The 18,488-nt window shown below is 68.5% G+C and carries 17 protein-coding genes and 1 pseudogene; 6 read left to right on the forward strand and 12 right to left on the reverse strand.

From position 1 onward, the window contains the following. Positions 1-86 precede the first annotated feature (86 nt). Positions 87-1,823 carry a thiamine pyrophosphate-binding protein gene (locus tag AA983_RS12260; protein WP_047312510.1) on the reverse strand — a complete coding sequence of 579 codons (1,737 nt, stop codon included), beginning with the start codon at positions 1,821-1,823 and terminating at the stop codon, positions 87-89. Then, positions 1,820-2,842: an agmatinase gene (speB, locus tag AA983_RS12265; RefSeq protein ID WP_047312511.1), complete on the reverse strand. Its 1,023-nt coding sequence runs from the start codon at positions 2,840-2,842 to the stop codon at positions 1,820-1,822. Before speB ends, AA983_RS12260 begins: the two co-directional genes overlap by 4 nt. A 248-nt stretch (positions 2,843-3,090) precedes the next feature. On the opposite strand from speB, the gene AA983_RS12270 reads away from it, so the two are divergent. Beyond that, positions 3,091-4,581 (forward strand): sodium:solute symporter, encoded by a 1,491-nt coding sequence (locus AA983_RS12270; RefSeq protein WP_082128914.1) that lies wholly within the window; start codon positions 3,091-3,093, stop codon positions 4,579-4,581. A 71-nt stretch (positions 4,582-4,652) separates the two neighbouring features. Continuing rightward, positions 4,653-5,102 carry a hypothetical protein gene (locus AA983_RS12275; RefSeq protein WP_052947111.1) on the forward strand — a complete coding sequence of 150 codons (450 nt, stop codon included), beginning with the start codon at positions 4,653-4,655 and terminating at the stop codon, positions 5,100-5,102. Positions 5,103-5,204: 102 nt separating this feature from the next. On the opposite strand, the gene AA983_RS12280 is transcribed toward AA983_RS12275, so the two are convergent. From AA983_RS12280 to AA983_RS12300, 5 genes are all read right to left on the reverse strand, one after another. After that, entirely contained in the window at positions 5,205-5,777 is a 573-nt protein-coding gene (locus tag AA983_RS12280; RefSeq protein WP_047312513.1) for a helix-turn-helix domain-containing protein, read from the reverse strand. 81 nt (positions 5,778-5,858) lie between these two features. After that, positions 5,859-7,547, reverse strand: a complete 1,689-nt coding sequence (locus AA983_RS12285; RefSeq protein ID WP_047312514.1) for an NAD(P)/FAD-dependent oxidoreductase — start codon at positions 7,545-7,547, stop codon at positions 5,859-5,861. A gap of 127 nt (positions 7,548-7,674) precedes the next feature. After that, a complete protein-coding gene (locus AA983_RS12290; protein ID WP_047312515.1) occupies positions 7,675-8,484 on the reverse strand; it encodes a nitrilase-related carbon-nitrogen hydrolase in 810 nt (269 codons plus the stop codon). Between the two features lie 16 nt (positions 8,485-8,500). Beyond that, entirely contained in the window at positions 8,501-10,129 is a 1,629-nt protein-coding gene (locus tag AA983_RS12295; protein ID WP_047312516.1) for an acyl-CoA dehydrogenase family protein, read from the reverse strand. Between the two features lie 18 nt (positions 10,130-10,147). Next, the gene (locus tag AA983_RS12300) at positions 10,148-10,924 is read right to left on the reverse strand and encodes a PaaX family transcriptional regulator C-terminal domain-containing protein (RefSeq protein ID WP_047312517.1); all 777 of its coding nucleotides are present in this window, start codon (positions 10,922-10,924) and stop codon (positions 10,148-10,150) included. Positions 10,925-11,027: 103 nt separating this feature from the next. Between AA983_RS12300 and AA983_RS12305 the strand changes: the two genes are divergently transcribed. Further along, complete coding sequence (locus AA983_RS12305) at positions 11,028-12,209, forward strand: acyl-CoA dehydrogenase family protein (RefSeq protein WP_047312518.1); 1,182 nt, start codon at positions 11,028-11,030, stop codon at positions 12,207-12,209. Positions 12,210-12,333: 124 nt separating this feature from the next. Next, complete coding sequence (locus AA983_RS12310) at positions 12,334-12,972, forward strand: DsbA family protein (protein WP_047312519.1); 639 nt, start codon at positions 12,334-12,336, stop codon at positions 12,970-12,972. Positions 12,973-13,045: 73 nt separating this feature from the next. On the opposite strand, the gene AA983_RS12315 is transcribed toward AA983_RS12310, so the two are convergent. The 3 genes and pseudogenes from AA983_RS12315 to AA983_RS15850 form a co-directional block, all read right to left on the reverse strand. Continuing rightward, entirely contained in the window at positions 13,046-13,858 is an 813-nt protein-coding gene (locus AA983_RS12315; RefSeq protein ID WP_047312520.1) for an amino acid ABC transporter ATP-binding protein, read from the reverse strand. Further along, the gene (locus tag AA983_RS15845) at positions 13,855-14,478 is read right to left on the reverse strand and encodes an amino acid ABC transporter permease (RefSeq protein WP_047312645.1); all 624 of its coding nucleotides are present in this window, start codon (positions 14,476-14,478) and stop codon (positions 13,855-13,857) included. The genes AA983_RS12315 and AA983_RS15845 overlap by 4 nt, the downstream gene beginning before the upstream one ends. Before the next feature lie 66 nt (positions 14,479-14,544). Beyond that, positions 14,545-15,318: pseudogene (locus AA983_RS15850) on the reverse strand (transporter substrate-binding domain-containing protein); the annotation flags it as partial. 141 nt (positions 15,319-15,459) lie between these two features. On the opposite strand from AA983_RS15850, the gene AA983_RS12330 reads away from it, so the two are divergent. Together AA983_RS12330 and AA983_RS12335 are read left to right on the forward strand one after the other, a co-directional pair. Then, positions 15,460-15,843, forward strand: coding sequence for a hypothetical protein (locus AA983_RS12330; protein WP_129664815.1), 384 nt, complete (start codon positions 15,460-15,462; stop codon positions 15,841-15,843). Beyond that, positions 15,840-16,244, forward strand: a complete 405-nt coding sequence (locus tag AA983_RS12335) for a hypothetical protein (RefSeq protein WP_047312522.1) — start codon at positions 15,840-15,842, stop codon at positions 16,242-16,244. Before AA983_RS12330 ends, AA983_RS12335 begins: the two co-directional genes overlap by 4 nt. 27 nt (positions 16,245-16,271) lie before the next feature. Here the strand turns inward: AA983_RS12335 and AA983_RS12340 are convergent, their stop codons facing one another. Together AA983_RS12340 and AA983_RS12345 are read right to left on the reverse strand one after the other, a co-directional pair. Then, the gene (locus AA983_RS12340) at positions 16,272-17,387 is read right to left on the reverse strand and encodes an aspartate-semialdehyde dehydrogenase (protein ID WP_197079014.1); all 1,116 of its coding nucleotides are present in this window, start codon (positions 17,385-17,387) and stop codon (positions 16,272-16,274) included. A 31-nt stretch (positions 17,388-17,418) separates the two neighbouring features. After that, the gene (locus tag AA983_RS12345) at positions 17,419-18,462 is read right to left on the reverse strand and encodes an aspartate-semialdehyde dehydrogenase (protein ID WP_047312524.1); all 1,044 of its coding nucleotides are present in this window, start codon (positions 18,460-18,462) and stop codon (positions 17,419-17,421) included. Between the last annotated feature and the right edge of the window lie 26 nt (positions 18,463-18,488).

Here is an 18,488-nt window from a genome sequence, read left to right on the forward strand (position 1 = left end):
CCAGCGCCAAACGTCCGCACCAACGACGAACCGCCCGCCGCCCGCTGATCAGCGAGGCGACGGGCGGCACGACCCGAGACGGATCGTCAGCTCATGGCAAACATCTCGAGGTGCGTCTTGACGACGATGACGCGCGGGCCGGTGACCGACGCCTCGAACGTCGCACGCAGAGCGTCGGTGAGCTCCGAGTAACCCGCGTCGTCACCGACCGAGACCTCCTGCGCCTCGACGCCGAACGCCTTGGCAAGCGTGATGAAGTCCGGGCGGGCGAGCTCGGTGTGGGTGGCCTGCCCGAAGGTGGCCACCATGTACTCGCGCAGGATGCCGTAGCCGCCGTCGTCGACGATGAGCCACGTCACCGGGATGCCGTGCTGCACCGCGGTGGCCAGCTCCGAGATCGAGTACATCGCCGAACCGTCACCCGCGACGGCGACGACGCGCTCGCTGCCGCCGACCGAGAACTCCGCGTCGACGTCGGAAAGCTTCAGCCCGCGCTTCTCCGCGAGCGCCACGGCGCCGCCGAGGGCTGCGGGGAACGCGAAGCCGAGGCCGCCGGCGCCCTGGCCGGAGTGGAAGCCGCCGGTGCGGCCGTCCCAGCAGTTCCAGCCCCAGTAGGCGGCGATCGTCATGTCCCAGAACGTCGGCACATTGTCGGGGATGCCGGCACGGATGGCGTCCATGAACGCGCGCTCGTGCGCGAGGTCCTGCCCGTCGAGACGCTCGACGATGGCTTTGCGCGCACCTGCGGCCCGCTCGGCGCCGGACTGGCGGCCTTCCGTGGACTCCGAGGGGTAGGCCGAGACGAACGCCTCGAGCGCGGCCTTCGCGTCACACGCGATACCGAGTGCGGGGTGGTTCGACTCGAGCACGCGCGGCTCGGCGTCGACGTGGATGAGCTTGCCGGACGGCTCGAGCGTGAAGTAGTTCGACGTCACCTCACCGAGCGACGTGCCGACGGCGAGCAGGACGTCGGCGTCGGCGAGCAGGTCGGTGACCGCACGGTCCTCGACCCATGACCCCATCGACAGCGGGTGCTCGACGGGGAAGCCCGAGTTGCCGCCCGGCGAGCAGACGACGGGGGCGTCGAGCTTCTCGGCGAGGGTGAGCAGCGCCTTCTCCGCACCGGCGCGGCGCACACCACCACCGGAGACGATGGCGGGACGCTTCGCCGAAGCGAGCAACTGCACTGCGGCCCACACGAGTTCGGGGCGCGGCCCCTCGGGCGTCGGGGAGGCGTTGGCCGTGCGGATCGGCGGGATCTCCGTCTTGGCGAGCAGGACGTCCTGCGGCACCTCGACCCAGACCGGCCCACGCGGGTGGGTCATCGCTTCCAGCCACGCCGACTCGATGGCCGTCGGGATGGCGGCGTGGTGCGTCACCGTGCGCTGAGACTTCGTGACGTCGATGGCGGCGCGACGCTGCTCGTCGAGCTGGTGAAGCATGCCGCGACGCGCACCGCCGAGGCCGGAGACCGGCACCTGCGACGCGACGACGACCATCGGAACCGAGGTGGCGTACGCCTCCTGCAGACCCGGAAGCGCCGTCAACGCGCCGGGGCCGGTGGAGAGGAAGAGCGCCGCCGGCTTGCCCGAGACGCGCGAGTACCCGTCGGCCGCGAAAGCAGCGTTGTTCTCGACGCGGCTGCTCATGAAGTGCAGCCCCGAACGGCGCAGCGCGTCGAACAGGCCCAGCGCGTGCTGGCCCGGGATTCCGAACACGGTCGTCGTGCCGAGCGCCTCGAGCGTCTCGACGACGAGGTCGCCACCGTTGCGGATCTTCGGAGCGGCTTCCCCTGCCGCCGTCGAACGGATCTGTTCGCTCACTTGCTCTCCCCGTAGGTCGTGTTGGACTCGCCGTAGGCCGGGCCGCCCGCGGGGGCGTCCTTGCCGAGTGCGAGCAGCGACATGTACTCGTACACGACGTTCGCCGCGGCGAGACCCGTGAGCTCGGCGTGGTCGTACGGCGGGGCGACCTCGACAACGTCGGCGCCGATGAGGTTCGTGCCGCGCAGGCCGCGCAGAATCTCGAGCAGCTCGCGCGACGTCAGACCGCCCGGCTCGGGCGTTCCGGTGCCGGGCGCGTGGGCCGGGTCGAGAACATCGATGTCGAGCGAGACGTACAGCGGACGGTCGCCCACGCGCTCACGCAGGAAGCCGACGACCTCGTCGACACCCATGCGCATGACGTCGTTGCTCGTCACGACACCGAAGCCGAAGCGCGCGTCGTCCTCGAGGTCCTGCGTGCCGTAGAGCGGGCCGCGGGTGCCGACGTGGCAGACGCCCGAGGAGTCGATGATGCCTTCCTCGAACGCGCGACGGAACGGCGTGCCGTGCGTGTACTCGGCGCCGAAGTAGGTGTCCCACGTGTCGAGGTGGGCGTCGAAGTGCAGCAGCGCGACGGGGCCGTGCTTCTTGGCGTGCGCGCGCAGCAGCGGCAGGGCGAGGGTGTGATCGCCGCCGATCGTGATGAGAGAGGTGCCGTCGCTGACGAACTGCGCCGCGGCCTCCTCGGCCGTCTTGAGCGCCTCGTCGATGTTGAACGGGTTGAGTGCCACGTCACCGGCGTCGGCGACCTGCAGCTTTGCGAACGGCGAGACCGACTGCGCGGGGTTGAACGGACGCAGGAGGCGCGAGCTCTCACGCACGTGCGTCGCACCGAAGCGCGCACCGGGGCGGTAGGAGACGCCCGAGTCCCAGGGCATGCCGACGACGGCGACGTCCGCCTTGGACACGTCCTCGATGCGCGGCAGGCGCGCGAAGGTGCCCAGGCCCGCGTAGCGCGGGGTGAGGGCGGCGTTGACCGGGCCGATGCGGCCGTTCGTCTCGACGCGGGGGTGGTCCATGTCGTGAGCTCCTTGGGTCGGCCCGGGTTGTCGTGCGACGCCCCAGGTCACGTGCGTTCGATCACAATCAGGTTAACGGACGTGTTTACCCAGGGGAATCCGTTGTTTGTTAGGAGTCGATCTCTTACATTGGTCGAACCCCCACTCCATGTGACGCAGACGACACACCGTGCCATGCCACCTATCCAGCGAAGGAGGCCCTTTCCGTGGACCTCAACCTCGCGATCGTCGTCCTGTACCTCGTCGCCATGCTGGCGTTCGGGTTCTGGGGTCGCTCGCGCACCAAGAACAGTTCGGACTACCTCGTCGCCGGGCGTCGCCTCGGTTACTTCCTCTACACCGGAACGATGGCGGCCGTCGTGCTCGGTGGCGCCTCCACCGTCGGCGGTGTCGGCCTGGGTTACAAGATGGGCCTGTCAGGCATGTGGCTCGTCGTCGCCATCGGCGTCGGTGTTCTGCTGCTCTCGCTCCTGTTCGCCGGCACGATCCAGAAGCTGCGCGTCTACTCCGTCAGCGAGATGCTCGACCTGCGCTACGGCCACAAGGCCACCGGCGCGTCCAGCATCGTCATGCTGGCCTACACGATCTTCCTCTCGGTGACGTCGACGGGCGCCTACGCAACCGTCCTCCACGTTCTCCTGGGCTGGGACCGCTGGCTGTGCATCGTCGTCGGCGGTGGCGTCGTGCTCGTCTACTCCGTCATCGGCGGCATGTGGTCGATCACGCTGGCCGACCAGGTGCAGTTCATCATCAAGACGATCGGCATCTTCGCGCTCATGCTGCCGTTCACGCTGAGCAAGGCCGGCGGCTTCGACGGCATCCGCGAGCGCATGGGTGACCAGGCGTTCAACCTCATCGGCGACAAGAACTTCGGCGCCGACCCGCAGACGATCCTCACCTGGTTCGTCGTCTTCACCCTCGGCCTCCTCATCGGCCAGGACATCTGGCAGCGCGTGTTCACGGCCCGCTCCCCCGAGGTCGCTCGCTGGGGTGGCGCTGCCGCCGGCATCTACTGCATCTTCTACGGTGCGGCCGGTGCCGTCATCGGCATGGCGGCCCACGCCTCGCTAGGCGACAAGATCAAGGTGAAGGACGACGTCTACGCCGAGGTGGCCGACAAGATCCTGCCCGTCGGCATCGGCGGTCTCGTGCTCGCCGCCGCCGTCGCCGCCATGATGTCGACCGCGTCCGGCGCGCTCATCGCCGCCGCCACCGTGGCCCGCAACGACGTCGTGCCGATGATCACCGGCAAGGCCAAGGCCACCGGTGAGTCGGCCGAGGACCCGCACAGCGACAAGAACATCCGCGAGAACCGCACCTGGGTGCTCGGCCTGGGCATCGTCATCATCGCCATTGCGGCGTGGATGAGCTCCCTCAAGGCCGGCGGGGACATCGTCGTCGCATCCCTGACGATCGCGTACGACATCCTCGTAGGTGGTCTGCTCATCGCGATCCTCGGTGGCTTCGTGTGGAAGCGTGGCAACGGCCAGGGCGCTGCGGCGTCGATGATCGTCGGCACCGTGGTCACGCTCGGCACGATGGCCGTTCTCGCTGTTCAGCTGGGCGACCCGCTGCTCGGCATCCTCGACAACAAGCCGATCTACTTCGGCCTGCTCGCCTCCCTCGTCACGTTCGTCGCGGTCTCGCTCGCGACGAAGCCCGTGCGCCCCGAGGTGCGCGAGGAGTGGGACGCTCGCGTCAGCGGTCGCATCGAGACGGAAGGTGTTCGCACCTCCTGATCGAGGCGAACGCGTCGAACGGCGCCCGACGGTGACTTGCATCTCACCGCCGGGCGCCGTTTGCTTGATGCATGACCCAGAATCCGAACCCTTATGGCGACCCGCAGCAGGGTCAGAACCCTCAGCAGTACGGCGGGCAGACCGGCGCCTACGGTGCGCAGAACCTCCAGCAGCCTGGCGGGTACGGCCAGCAGGGCTACGGCGCGCCGCAGCAGCCTCCGTACGGCGGCTACCAGCAGCCGCAGCAGTTCGGCCAGCAGTACGGCCAGCAGCCGTACGGCCAGATGGCGCCGAAGCGCAGTGGCGTCGCGACGACGTTCGGCATCATCCTCGCCATCGTCGCCGGCATCATCGCACTGGGTGCGTTGGGCTCGACGGCCCAGAACCCGCCCTACGGAAGCGGCGCGGCCTACACGATCGGCTGGTTCATCGGCATGGCCATCTTCGTCGGCGTCCCGGCCCTCGGTGCCTACCTGTTGCTGACGTCGCACAAGCGCAAGGCCAAGCGCCAGAACTGGTAGTCGACGCCAAGAAGGCACCATGAGTGCGACATGTCGCGCCCATGGGGCCTTCTCGTCCGTAGATTTCCCCACAAGCGCGGCATGCCGCGCATGTGGGGACGATCAGCGGCTGTCGGGCACGAGCGTCATGAGGACGAGCGTCTCCTCGTCGTGGAGGTTGCGCCACGTGTGCGGCTCGCGGCCGGGGAAGGTGAGCGTGTCGCCCTCGCCCACTTCGAAGGTCTCGTCGTGCATACGCACCTCGAGCCGGCCAGTGACGACGTGCCACACCTCGACGTCGCAGTCGATGGCGTAGAGCTCGTTCTCTCCCGCGCCTCCCGGCGCGATGACCGCGCGCAGCACCTGCACGGCACGTTCCTCGCGGCTCGTCACGAGGCGCTCGTCGATGCCGTTTCCGCCCAGGTCGACGGGAGAGGCCTCCTCGAGCCGCACCAGCGACGTGCGCGGCGCCGTGAACAGCGAGCCGACGTCGATCTGCAGCACCTGACACAGCGTGACGAGTGACGCCACGGACGGCGACGTCAGGTCGCGCTCCACCCGGGAGAGGAAACCCTTCGTCATGCCGGCGAGCTGAGCCGTCTGCTCCAGCGTGTAGCGGCGGGCCAGGCGGGCGTTACGCAGGCGCGCGCCGACGGCCACGCTCTCGCGCAGGCCTTGAACCGGTAGCGACTTCATGCGCGCCTCTCGTCCCGAGTTGAGTTGCGCGAAACCCTACCCGTTCGCTGTTCCACCGAGGGAGACCGTCCGAATTCGGTTTCAGTCCAGGCTGATCGGGCCGTACTCGCCGAGCAGTTCGCCCGGTCCGGGGTTTTCCGGGCTGCACTCGCCGCCGAGATGCTTCATGACACCCCAGACGGCGTTGAGGCCCGTCTGCACGGCGCCCTCGGCCCAGCCGGCCGTCCACGAGATGTCGTCGCCCGCGAGGAAGATGCCGCGCTGGTGCTCGGGCAGGTCGTTCTTCGCGAAGTGCGTGAACAGCCGCTGCTGGTAGCGGTAGTGCCCCGGCAGGTTCGCCTTGAAGGCGCCCATGAAGTTCGGGTCCGACTCCCACGACACCGTGATCGGCTGCCCGACGACGTGGCTCGCGATGTCGACGTCCGGGTAGATCTGCGCGAGCGAGTGCAGCATGAGCTCCATGCGCTGCGTCGCGTCGAGCGACAGCCACTTCATCGCGTCGTCGTTCCACGTGTACGACAGCAGGATGACGCCGGGCTTGTCCGGGCCGTCGTCGAGCAGGTACGTGGCGCGGTTGAGGCGGTCGGTCAGCGTCATCGACATGACGTCCTGGCCGGTCTTCGGATCCTTGTCCTTCCAGAAGGGCCGGTCGACCATGACGAACGTCTTCGAGCTCTGCATGTAGTGCGAGCGTTCGAGCGCCATCCACATCTCCGGGGAGAACAGGGCCTCCTCGGTGTCGATGCGCGTCGACAGCAGCCACGACTGGCAGCTCGTGATGGCCGCCTTGTACGTCGCCTTGCGGCCCCAGCGTTCGGAGATCTCGAGGTCGCCGTTCTCCGCGCGGCGGATGCGGCGCACCTCCCCCGCGGGAGCTCCGTTGTGCAGCGACCGCAGCGACGTGCCGACCGGCCAGTGCTTCATCTCGGCCGGCTCGTACGCCCACAGCCCCTCCGGCAGACGCTGGGCGCCACCGAGGATGCGGCGGTGACGGTCGTCGGCGTCGGTGTAGACGACCCGCAGGATCTCGAGGATGGAGTTGGGGAAGTCGGTGTCCCAACCGCCAGTGCCGAACCCGACCTGGCCGAACGCCTCGCGCGCCGCGAAACCCGCCTTCTTGAACGCGTCACTCGCCGCGATGAAGCCGTAGAACGTCTGCTCGTCCATGCGCGGCACGAGCTCGTTCCAGATGCGCTTGATCGTGGGCACGTCGCGCTCACGGATGGCGGTCTGCATCTCGAGGAACTGCGCGTCGTCCTCGACCGCGGCGCGCCAGGCGTCGGCCACGTGGGTGAAGAACTCGGGCAGGTCGGCGGGTGTCTCGGCGTAGTGCTTCACGCCGCCCAGCTCGACGACGGTGCTCGGCGTGACCTCCGAGAGCGGGTTGGGGAACGCCTCCGTCTCGAGGCCGACCATGTCGATGTAGTGGTAGAGCGCTTTGCTCGACTCGGGGAAGCGCATGCCGCCGAGGTCGACCGTGACGTCCTTCGCGGCGGCGAAGCTCTCCGAGCGCAGGCGCCCGCCGATGCGGTCGGCTTCGTAGACGACGGGCTTGAGGCCCATCTTCATGAGTTCGAGGGCCGCGACGAGGCCCGAGACACCGCCACCGACGACGGCAACCTCGGTGCCGTACATCTCCTCGGGCACGCTGCCGAGGCCGGCAGGGTGTGCGAGGAAGTGGTCGTAGCTGAAGGGGAAATCAGGGTTCAGCATCGTGATCGGAGGCTGCTTCGCGGCCCCGTCACTCGGAAACTCGGTCACTGCTGTCATGTCACCTTCACCCCTTCGGCGGTCGACTGCCGATCCGCGCGAACCCACGATGCCACAATGAGGCGACGGACGTTGCTCCGAGAGCAACCATCGTCTTCAACCTGTTCAAATGTGAGGTCCGAGAAGCTCAGCCGTCGCGCTCCCAGGCGGCGTACGTCGTCGGGCGGCGACGGCCGAGGTAGTCCACCTCACGGCGAGCGGCGTCGATGTCGTCGCGCGTCACGTCGCCGAGGATGATGCGGGGTGCGGCGTCGCCCGCCGCGAGCAGACCGCCGTTGGGCCCGACGATGACGCTGCCGCCACCAAGCACGAGCCCGTCCTCCTCCCCCGTGTGGTTGGCGTACGCCAGCGCGACGCCGTTCTCGAGGGCACGGGCGCGCAGGAGAACCTGCGGTACGTCATCGAATCCGGCCGCAAGCGCTGTCGGCGCGAGAACGACGTCGGCCCCGGCCAATGCGGCGGCGCGCACGGCCTCGGGGAACTCGACGTCGAAGCAGATGAGCAGTGACACCCGCAGACCCGCGAGCTCCACCGTCGTCGGCGGGGCATCGGAGCAGGCGAAGGCCCGCGGTTCGTCGTCGCCGAACAGGTGCACCTTGCGGTACGTCAGCGCGAGTTCACCGTTCGCGTCGAAGAGCACGGCGCCGATGTACTGACGCCGCTTCTCCTCGCCGAGTTCCTCGACCTGCGGGTAGCTCGCGACGAGTGCCACTTTGCGATGCTTCGCGATGCGTCCCAGCTCCGCGAGGATGCCGCGCTCGGCGGCGGGATCGACGGTGCGCAGCAGCAGCGGCGCGTACCCACTGACGAACAGCTCCGGCGTGACGAGGACGTCGGCGCCGTCACCGGCCGCCCGCGCAGCGGCCTCGTCGATCGCCCGCAGATTGGCCGCCTGATCCCCGACGTTCGCGTTCGCCTGCATCACCGCAATTCGCATGGTGTGAGCCTAAGCGTCAGACCTTCGGCGTCGCCCGCTCGATGATCGCCGCGGTGTCGACGCCACGTCCGAGGGTGCCGAAAGCGTTGCCTGCGACGCCGGCGAGGCGCGAGCCGGTGAAGCCGTCGGCCACTGCCGGGTGACCGAAACGCACGAGCAGCGAGCCCTGCAGCGCGAGGGCGAGGCGTTCGACGACGGTGCGTGCCCGGTACTCGAGTTCGCCGGTGTCGGCGAACTCGTTCTTGAGCTCGGCGACGTAGGCGTCGAAGTGGGCGTCGCCTCCGGCAGCGGCGTCGAGTTCGTCGAAGAGAACCTCGAGCGACTCGGGCTGACGGGCGATGGCGCGCAACGTGTCGAGCGCGGCGACGTTGCCGCTTCCCTCCCAGATCGACAGCAGCGGCGACTCACGGAACAGGCGCGGCATCCGCGAGTCCTCTGCGTAGCCGTTGCCACCGAAGCACTCGAGCGCCTCGACGGCGTGCGACGGCCCGCGCTTGCACACGTAGTACTTGCTCACGGCGAGACCGATGCGGCGCAGCATGGCCGCGCGCTCGTCGCCGGCGTGGGCCTTGTCGGTGAGGCCTGCGAGCCACAGCGCCACCGTCAGGGAGGCCTCGGCCTCGATCTCGAGATCGGCGATGACGTTGCGCATGAGCGGTTGATCGATGAGCGACTTGCCGAACGCCGCACGGTGCGTGACGTGGTGGGCGGCGCGCTGGACGCCCTGCGTCATGATCGTCGCGCTGCCGATCACGCAGTCGAGGCGCGTCACGTTGACCATCTCGATGATGGTGCGGACACCGCGGCCCTCGTCGCCGAGGCGGTAGGCGACGGCGTTCTCGTACTCGATCTCGCTGCTCGCGTTGGAGTGGTTGCCGAGCTTGTCCTTGAGGCGCTGGATGCGGATCGGGTTGCGCGATCCGTCCTCGAGCACGCGCGGCACGACGAAGCAGGTCATGCCGCCGGGTGCCTGGGCGAGCGTGAGGAAGATGTCCGACATCGGGGCCGACGTGAACCACTTGTGGCCCACGAGGCGGTAGGTGCCGTCGGGCTGCGGTGTGGCGCTCGTCGTGTTGGCGCGCACGTCGGAGCCGCCCTGCTTCTCCGTCATCGACATTCCGGCGATGATGCCGGGCTTCGTCGGCGCGTAGGCGAGGTTCGGGTCGTAGCCGCGGGCCGTGAGCAGCGGCGTGTAGCGCGCGGCCAGTTCCTCGTCGGCGCGCAGTGCGGGAACGGCGGCGTACGTCATCGTGATCGGGCAGCCGTGCCCGGCGTCGGCGGTGATCCAGGCCGAGTACTTCGCCGCGCGCACGAGGTGCGCGTTCGGGTCGTCGCTGGCCCACGGCGCCCCGTGGAGGCCGAAGCGCGTCGCGTGCTCCATGAGCGAGTGGTAGGCCGCGTCGTACTCGACCTCGTCGATTCGGTTGCCGAACCGGTCGTGCGTGTGCAGCCGCGGCACGTTGCGCTCGGCGAGGTCGCCCCAGCGCAGTGCCTCACTCGAACCGGCGAGCACACCGACCTCGTCGAGTTCGGCGAGCGACTCGCCCGCATCCGCCTGTTCGAGCGCTTCGCGCAGCACGGGGTAGGCCGCCGGGTTGTAGTCCTCGAGCGGCGTGGACTGGTTGAGCACCTCGTGGGTCTGCATGGTCTCTCCTCGTTCGGATCAGGCGGCGGCGTAGGGGTGGGGGCTGAGGCCGACGGTGCGGCGAAGTTCGGCGCGGTAGGCGTCGTACGTGCGACGCAGACGCTGCGCCGGCCAGTTCTTCGGGGCCAGGCTCTCGGGCAGCATCGGGTCACTGCGCAGATGGCGGACGGTGGCCGCAGCCACGGCGAGACGCGTGGCCTCGTCGACGTCGGGGTTCTCGAAGGCGCGGACGAGTGCCTCGGCGCGAGCGGCCCACTCGTCGAGGTTCCACAAGCGGGCGACGAGGGCCTTCGCGGCCACTTCACCGCCATCGGGAATGGCAGTGAGGTGGACGAGTTCGTCGCGCTCGACGCGGGCCCCGGTCAGGTTGTCCGGGCGCATCCACACGCCCTCACGCAGTTCACCGAAGCGCGCCGCGCTCATGGCCCGACGCAGCTCTCCCCGATCGCTCGCGCTTCGACTGCCGGCCCCGACGACCACGGCCGTCACCCACCCGCCGTCGAATGGTTCTGTCGCCGGGGCGAGTTGCGCGAGCGTCGCCTTCTGGCGCGCGGCGAGCGGGTCGGTGAGTGCGTAGACGCCGTCGGCCGTCGTGAGTTCACCGGCGGCGACGAGCCGCGACAGCGCGACGCGCATCGTCGGGCCACTGATGCCGAAGGTCTCCCCGAGACGCACGAGGTCGGCGCCGCGAAGCTCGGGCGGCTCCGCGCCGAGCAGCAGGCTGAGGGCAGCGGAGCGCGCGCTGAGAGGACGCAGGTCGCGCACCCAGGCCTCGGCACTCGCGGTCTCACTCACGGTCCAAGTATTACGTTTCACCAACGCTCGTGACAAGGGTGTAACACCAATCGGGCGAAGAAGTCCGCCGCGGCGTCGAGGTGAGGTGAGGCACGATGGATTCATGAGTGACTTCTCGCGCAACCCCCAGCTCAACCGCCTCCTCGGCATCGACGGTCTGCTCACCGAGGACGAGCGTGAGGTGCAGGCCCTCGTGCGTCGCTTCTGCGACGACCAGGTGCGCCCGCACCTGCCGACCTGGTACGACGAGGCCACCGTGCCTGCGCGTGAACTGGCGAAGGGCCTCGGCGATCTCGGTCTGCTCGGCATGCACCTCGAGGGCTACGGCTGTGCGGGTTCGACGGCGACGACGTACGGCATCGCCTGCCACGAGCTCGAAGCGGCCGACTCCGGCATCCGCTCGCTCGTGTCGGTGCAGGGCAGCCTCGCGATGTTCGCGATCTGGCGTTGGGGCAGCGAGGAGCAGAAGAACGAGTGGCTGCCCCGCATGGCCGCGGGCGAGGCCATCGGGTGCTTCGGCCTGACCGAGCCGGACTTCGGTTCCGACCCCGGCGGCATGCGCACCTTCGCCAAGCGCGACGGCGACGACTGGGTGCTCAACGGCACGAAGATGTGGATCACGAACGGCAGCGTCGCCGACGTCGCCGTCGTCTGGGCGCAGACGGACGACAAGATCCGCGGTTTCGTCGTGCCCACCAACACTCCCGGCTTCACGGCCACCGAGGTGACGAAGAAGATGTCGCTGCGTGCCTCGGTGACCGCCGAGCTGTCGCTCGTCGACGTCCGCCTGCCCGCCGACGCGGTCTTCCCCGAGGTGCGCGGTCTCAAGGGCCCGCTCTCCTGCCTGTCGGAGGCGCGTTTCGGCATCGTCTTCGGATCGATCGGCGCGGCCCGCGACAGCCTCGAGACCGCCATCGACTACGCCGAGTCGCGCAAGGTCTTCGGCAAGCCGCTCGGCGGCTACCAGCTGACGCAGGGCAAGCTCGCCGACATGACGCTCGAGGTGAGCAAGGGCATGCTTCTCGCACTGCACCTCGGCCGCCTCAAGGACGGCGACGGTGTCACGCCCGAGCAGATCAGCCTCGGCAAGCTCAACAACTGCCGCGAGGCCATTGCCGTGGCGCGCGAGTGCCGCACGATCCTCGGTGCGAACGGCATCTCCACCGAGTACTCGCCGATCCGTCACGCCGGCAACCTCGAGTCCGTCATGACGTACGAGGGCACGAGCGAGGTGCACCAGCTCGTCATCGGCAACGCACTGACGGGCGAGCCGGCCTTCCGCTGACAGTGGCTCACCTCGACATGTGAGTTGCGGTCCGGTGTGTGAGCTGCGCAGCTCACAGATCGGGCCAAAGCTCACAGGCTTAGAGCGGTCGGCACGTTCAGCCGGCGTTGCTAGTCTCACGAGCATGCAGCGCATCGACTTCTACTTCGACCCTTCGTGCCCCTTCTGCTGGATCACGAGCCGTTGGCTCCTCCAGGTCGAGAAGCAGCGCGACCTCGAGATCACGTGGCGCCCGTTCAGCCTTGCCATCAAGAACGACGAACTGGACGAGAACGGCCCCAACGAGAACCCGCACTCCGAGGGTCACCGTGGCAGCCACCGCGTTCACCGCATCATCGCTGCGGCCGCGGAGCAGGGCGCCTCGACGATCGACCTGTACTCGGCCTTCGGCCGTGAGGTGCACACCGCTGGCCGTGAGTTCGACGACGCCCTCGTCACCGAGGTCCTTTCCAACGCCGGTCTGCCCGCCGACCTGGCGAAGGCCGCGGAGGACACGTCGTGGGACGCCCACCTCGAGAGCGAGATGCAGTCCGCGCTCGACGCCGTCGGCGACGACACCGGCGTTCCGGTCATCGTCTTCACCGACGACGACGGCGAGCGCCGCGGCTACTTCGGCCCCGTCCTCAACGCGATGCCGAACGAGGAGGAGGGCCTCGCCATCTGGGACGGCCTTTCCACGCTCGCCCCGGTGACGTCGTTCTACGAGCTCAAGCGCACGCGTCCGGGCGGCGGCCCGGACACGGCCAGCACCGAGGGCCTCTGATCCTCTGGCACCGGCGAACGCCCCGACTCCGCTCGTTCGAGCAGGGTCGGGGCGTTCGCGTACCAGCGCAGCGTCAGCTGAGTGGGTCGAGGATGCGCTTGAGGAACGTCTGCGTGCGCTCCATCCGCGGGGCGTCGATGACCTCGGCCGGCGTTCCGAGCTCGACGACGACGCCGCCATCCATGAAGAGCACCTGGTCGGCCACGTCGCGGGCGAAGCGGATCTCGTGCGTGACGACGAACATCGTGCGCCCTTCGTCGGCGAGTTCGCGCATGACGGAGAGCACTCCCCCGACGAGCTCGGGGTCGAGGGCCGAGGTCGGCTCGTCGAATAGGAGCAGTTCGGGTCGCAGGGCGAGCGCTCGGGCGATGCCGACGCGCTGCTGCTGACCGCCCGAGAGCTGGTACGGGTACTTGTCCGCCTGGTCGGCCAGGCCGACCTTGGCGAGCAGTTCCCGACCGCGTTCCTCGGCTTCGCGCACCGGCTCACCCTGCACGACGACCGGGCCCTCGATGACGTTCTCGAGCGCGCTCTTGTGCGGGAAGAGGTTGTGCTGCTGGAAGACCATTCCGCTCTGACGGCGCAGTGCGGCGACGCTCTTGGCCGACTCGCCGCGGGCGCGGCCGTCACGTCCGCGCGTCACCGCCGAGAAGTCGACGCTCGCGTCGCCGATGCGCACGACGCCGGCGTCCGGCAGGTCGAGCACGTTGAGCGAGCGCAGCACCGTCGTCTTGCCCGAACCGGACGGTCCGAGGAGCACCGTCACCGAGCCTTTGGGCACCGTGAAGTCGATGTCGCGCAGCACCGTGGTGCCGCCAAAGGCCTTGCGCAGACCGGTGATCTCGACGAGGGGGCCGGTCGCTTGGGTGGTCGTGTGATCGGTCATCGGGCCACGTGCCTTCCGAGTCGGTCTTCGAGTCGGGTCTGAACGATGCTGAGGACGAAGCAGAGAACCCAGTAGATGAGTGCAGCCGTGATGTAGAGACCGAGGAACTTGCCCGTCGGAGCGGCCGCAATCTGCGACTGGTGGAACACCTCGGTCACGCCGATCGTCGCGGCGAGCGACGTGTCCTTGACGAGCGAGATGAGCGTGTTCGACAGCGGCGGAACAGCAACGCGTGACGCCTGCGGCAGGACGATGCGCTTGAGTGCCGTGGAGCGGCTCATGCCGATCGTCTCCGCGGCCTCCCACTGCCCCTTGGGCACCGACAGGATCGCCGAGCGGATGATCTCGGCGGCGTAGGCAGCCACGTTGAGAGACAGGGCGATCCCGGCCGAGATCCACGGGTTGAGCTTGAGGCCGAGCTCCGGCAGGCCGAAGAAGATGATGAACAACTGCACGAGCAGCGGCGTCCCGCGGAAGATCGAGATGAACGCGCGGGCCAGCCAGGAGATGGCAGCGTTTGAACTGAGACGTGCGAGGGCGACGCCAAGCGCGAGCACGAGGCCGACGACGAACGCGACGGCGGTGAGCGGGATCGTCACCTTGACCGTTGCCAGGAGCATCGAGCCGAAGTTCTCCTTGATGACGTCCCACGTCGACTGACCGGTGGCCTTCGTCGTGAAGTACTTGTCGTAGAGCTTCTTCGACGTGCCGTCAGCTTCCATCTGGTCGATGACCTTGCTGACGGCCGGAGTGATGTTCGTGTCCTTGCGGGCAGTGAAGACCGACTCGCTCTTGTCCTCGGTCGTCAGGGCGATCTTCAGATCCGAGTTCGGGTGCGTGGCGAGGTAGTACTTCACGGCCAGTTCGTCGTTGACGAAGGCGTCCGCCCGCCCCTGTTCGACGAGGGCGGCGGCCTTGTCCATGCCCTCGACCGACACGATGTTCGCGCCGGCGCCCTTCGCCGTGTTGGCCCAGTCCGAGGTGATGTTCTGGGCCGACTTCTTGCCCTTGAGGTCCGCCAGCTTCTTGACGCTGTTGTCGCTCTTCTTGGTCACGACGACACCCGTGGTCGTGACGTAGGGCGACGACAGGTCGTACTGGGCGATGCGCTCTTCGTTCTTCGTCACCTGGTTGGCGATGATGTCGATGCGGCCCGAGTTGAGGCCGGCGAACATCGAATCCCAGGGCGTCTCGACGAACTGCACCTTCACGCCGAGGCGCTTACCGACCTCGCGGAAGTAATCGACGTCGTAGCCCGTCAGTTCGCCACCCTTGTGAAAGCTGAACGGCGGGTAGACACCCTCGGTGCCGACGCGCAGCGTCTTCGGCAGCTGGTCGTTCTCCGCGGCGTGGGCTGCGGGAGCAGCCGCTCCGGCGAACAGGATCGCTGCGACGAAACTCAGAAGCGCGACGAAGATGCCTCGGGCTCGCAGCGCCCCGAGGCCGTCACGATCGGCCATTCTCACCCGTCGAGAGTACGCTCACGCGCCCATATCTCCTATTTGAGATCCGAGAACGTGACGTTATGGGAGGCGCACCTCGAACCGCAGTCTCTGGACGGGGGCCTGCTCTGAGCGAGGACGTGGGCCTATGGTCGAGGCATGCGAGACGCCCCACCGAATCTCCCCCAGTTGTCCAAGGGCGAGATCGCCACGCTTCAGTACGAATTCACGTGCGCGGACAGCGCGACGAAAGGCCGCATCAACCGGGCCTTGAATCGCGGTGAGGTGCTCACGGACCCCGACGATCTGCGCACTCAGATCGCTCTTCTCGGAAAGGCCCGCTGGTGGCGCATCTGGGCTCGCTGGGTGTTCCTCGTCCTCGCGGTGCTGCAGGTCGGGCGCGTCGCTCTGGACCCGACCGACGTCCCCGCGTGGATCGCCTTCGTAAGCATGATGGGCGTGGCCGCTTTCACCCACCGAGAAGGTGCTGGCCGGAACGCCCTCGAGCGCAAGCTCGGGCTGACGAAGGAGTACTTCAGATGACCGTCGAGAACGGCACCACCCCACCCCGCGAGATGACGCGGATGGAGGCGCCGCGGTTGCTCGGTGAACGCGACGCGATGCCCACCGCAGAACGCAAGCGCATCATGAGGGCAACGCACGCGGGTCGCAGGCTCGACGATCCGCATGAGCGCGACCTTCAGCGCGCCGTGCTCCTCGAGGAGCGCGGTTCGCGGCGACTGACCGCAATCACACTGGTGCTCGGCCCTCTCGTCATGCTTTTCAGCCTGGTGACCACCGTCGCCGGCGGCGAGAGCTTCGGTCTGCGGGACGCACTGGCCGTGATCGTTCTCGCGCTCGCCCCGTTCGTGTTCTGGCAACTGTGGCGTCAGCGCTCACTCGAACGGCAACTCGGTCGAACGCCGGAGACTGACCTGACCTGACACGGTTGTGCCTGCGAGCGACGCCGCTCAGTGAGCCGCCGGCGCTCCGTCGTCCTCACGCACGGCGTACGGGCCCACGCCGATGAGCATTTCGGCCAGCTGCAGCGCGTTGAGCGCAGCGCCCTTGCGGATGTTGTCGCCGCAGACGATGAAGTCGAGCGTGTGCGGGTTGTTCTCCACCTGACGCACGCGCCCCACCCACACCGGGTCGGTACCGATCGCGTCGACGGGCGTGGGCCAGTCGACGCCCTCCTCGTCGGGCATGACGATGGCGCCGTTCGCGCCCTCGGTAATGGCACGACGAGCGTCACTCGGCGTCACCTTCTTGTCGAAACTGACGTGCAGCGTCGACATGTGGGTCGTGACGATCGGGATCTGCACGCACGTCACCGCCACCTTGAGGTTCGGCAGCTGCAGCACATGACGCAGCTCGTGCTTGATGTCGGTTTCCTCGCTGGCCCACCCGCGGCCGGAGTGTCGCCCGATCCACGGCACGACGTTGCTCACGATGGGCGCAGGGAACGGCGAGTCGTCCGGTAGGTCGGCGACGTACCGGCGCACGTCACCGGGCATCTGTCCGACGCGCGGGTTGCCGGTGAGGGCGCCCACCTCCGCGAAGAGCCGCTCGGCGCCCGCGCGGCCGGCACCCGTGACGGCCTGCAGCGACGTCGCCGTCACGTGCGTGAGATTCCAGTGCTCGTGCAGCGTGGCGAGCACGGGCAGCATGATGATGGCCGGGCCGCAGGGCATCGCGACGATGCCGCGCGGCCGGTTGTCGATGGCGCGCGCGTTGACCTCGGGCACGACGAGCGGCACTTCGGGGTCGTCACGGAAGGCCTCGGACGTGTCGACGACGAGCGAGCCCGCCGCCGTCGCGAACGGCACCCACTTGGCCGAGACCTCGGGCGGCGTGGCGAAGATGACGACGTCGACGCCGTAGAAGCTCTCGCTGTCGAGCGCCTCGACCTCGACCTCCTCGGCACCCACGAGCAGGCGACGCCCGGCGTCCTTGTCCGAGCCGAGCAGACGCACGTCCTCCCAGGCGTCGACGCGGGTCGACAGGATCTCGAGCACGGCCTGACCGACCAGCCCCGTGGGGCCGACGACGGCCAGGGTGGGACGTTGCGGCTGAGTCGAGTTCACGCCCTCGAGCATAGGCGCGCAGCCTGGGAAACTACTCTCCGGCAGCGATGAGTTCTGCGATCTGCACCGTGTTGAGCGCGGCACCCTTGCGCAGGTTGTCGTTGCTGATGAACAGCACGAGGCCCTTGTTGTCGTCGACCGAACCGTCCTGGCGGATGCGCCCGACGTAGCTCGCGTCCTTGCCGGCGGCGACGAGCGGCATCGGCACCTCGGTGAGCTCGACGCCGGGGGCGTCGGCGAGAAGTTCGCGCGCCTGCTCGGGCGTGATGTCGCGCTCGAACTCGGCGTTGACCGACAGCGAGTGGCCGCTGAACACGGGCACACGCACGCAGGTGCCGGCGACCGCGAGGTCGGGCAGCCCGAGGATCTTGCGCGACTCGTTGCGCAGCTTCTGCTCCTCGTCCGTCTCGTTCGTGCCGTCGTCGACGACCGAGCCAGCCATCGCAAGAACGTTGTAGGCGATGTTGGCGACGTACTTGTTCGGCGCGCCGAGGTCGACGGCCTCACCGTCGAGAGCGAGCCTCTCGAGGTCGGCCTCCGCGCCCTTGCGGATCTGCTCGGCGAGCTCGCGCACGCCCGCGACACCGGAGCCGGAGACGGCCTGGTAGGTCGAGACGACGAGGCGCTTGAGGCCGGCGGCGTCGGCCAGCGGCTTGAGCACCGGCATCGCAGCCATCGTCGTGCAGTTCGGGTTGGCGATGATGCCCTTCGTCGCGTTCGCGATCTCCTTGCCGTTGACTTCGGAGACGACGAGCGGAACGTCGGGGTCGAGGCGCCACGCCGAGCTGTTGTCGATGACGGTGACGCCCGCTGCCGCGAACTTCGGCGCGAGTTCCTTCGACGTACCGCCACCTGCGGAGAAGATGGCGATGTCGAGGCCGCTCGGGTCGGCCGTGGCGGCGTCCTCGATCGTCACGGCCTCGCCGCGGAAGGTGACGTGCTTGCCCGCACTGCGCGCCGACGCGAACAGGCGCAGGCTCTTGATCGGGAAGTTTCGTTCCTCGAGCAGTTCGAGCACGACGCCGCCCACCTGGCCGGTGGCACCGACGACGCCGACGTTGAGTTCCTTCGCCATTTCGTTCTCCTCCGGGCGCGACGCGC

The sequence above is a fragment of the Dermacoccus sp. PE3 genome (assembly GCF_001021715.1).
In the GTDB taxonomy this organism is placed as follows: Bacteria; Actinomycetota; Actinomycetes; order Actinomycetales; family Dermatophilaceae; genus Dermacoccus; species Dermacoccus abyssi.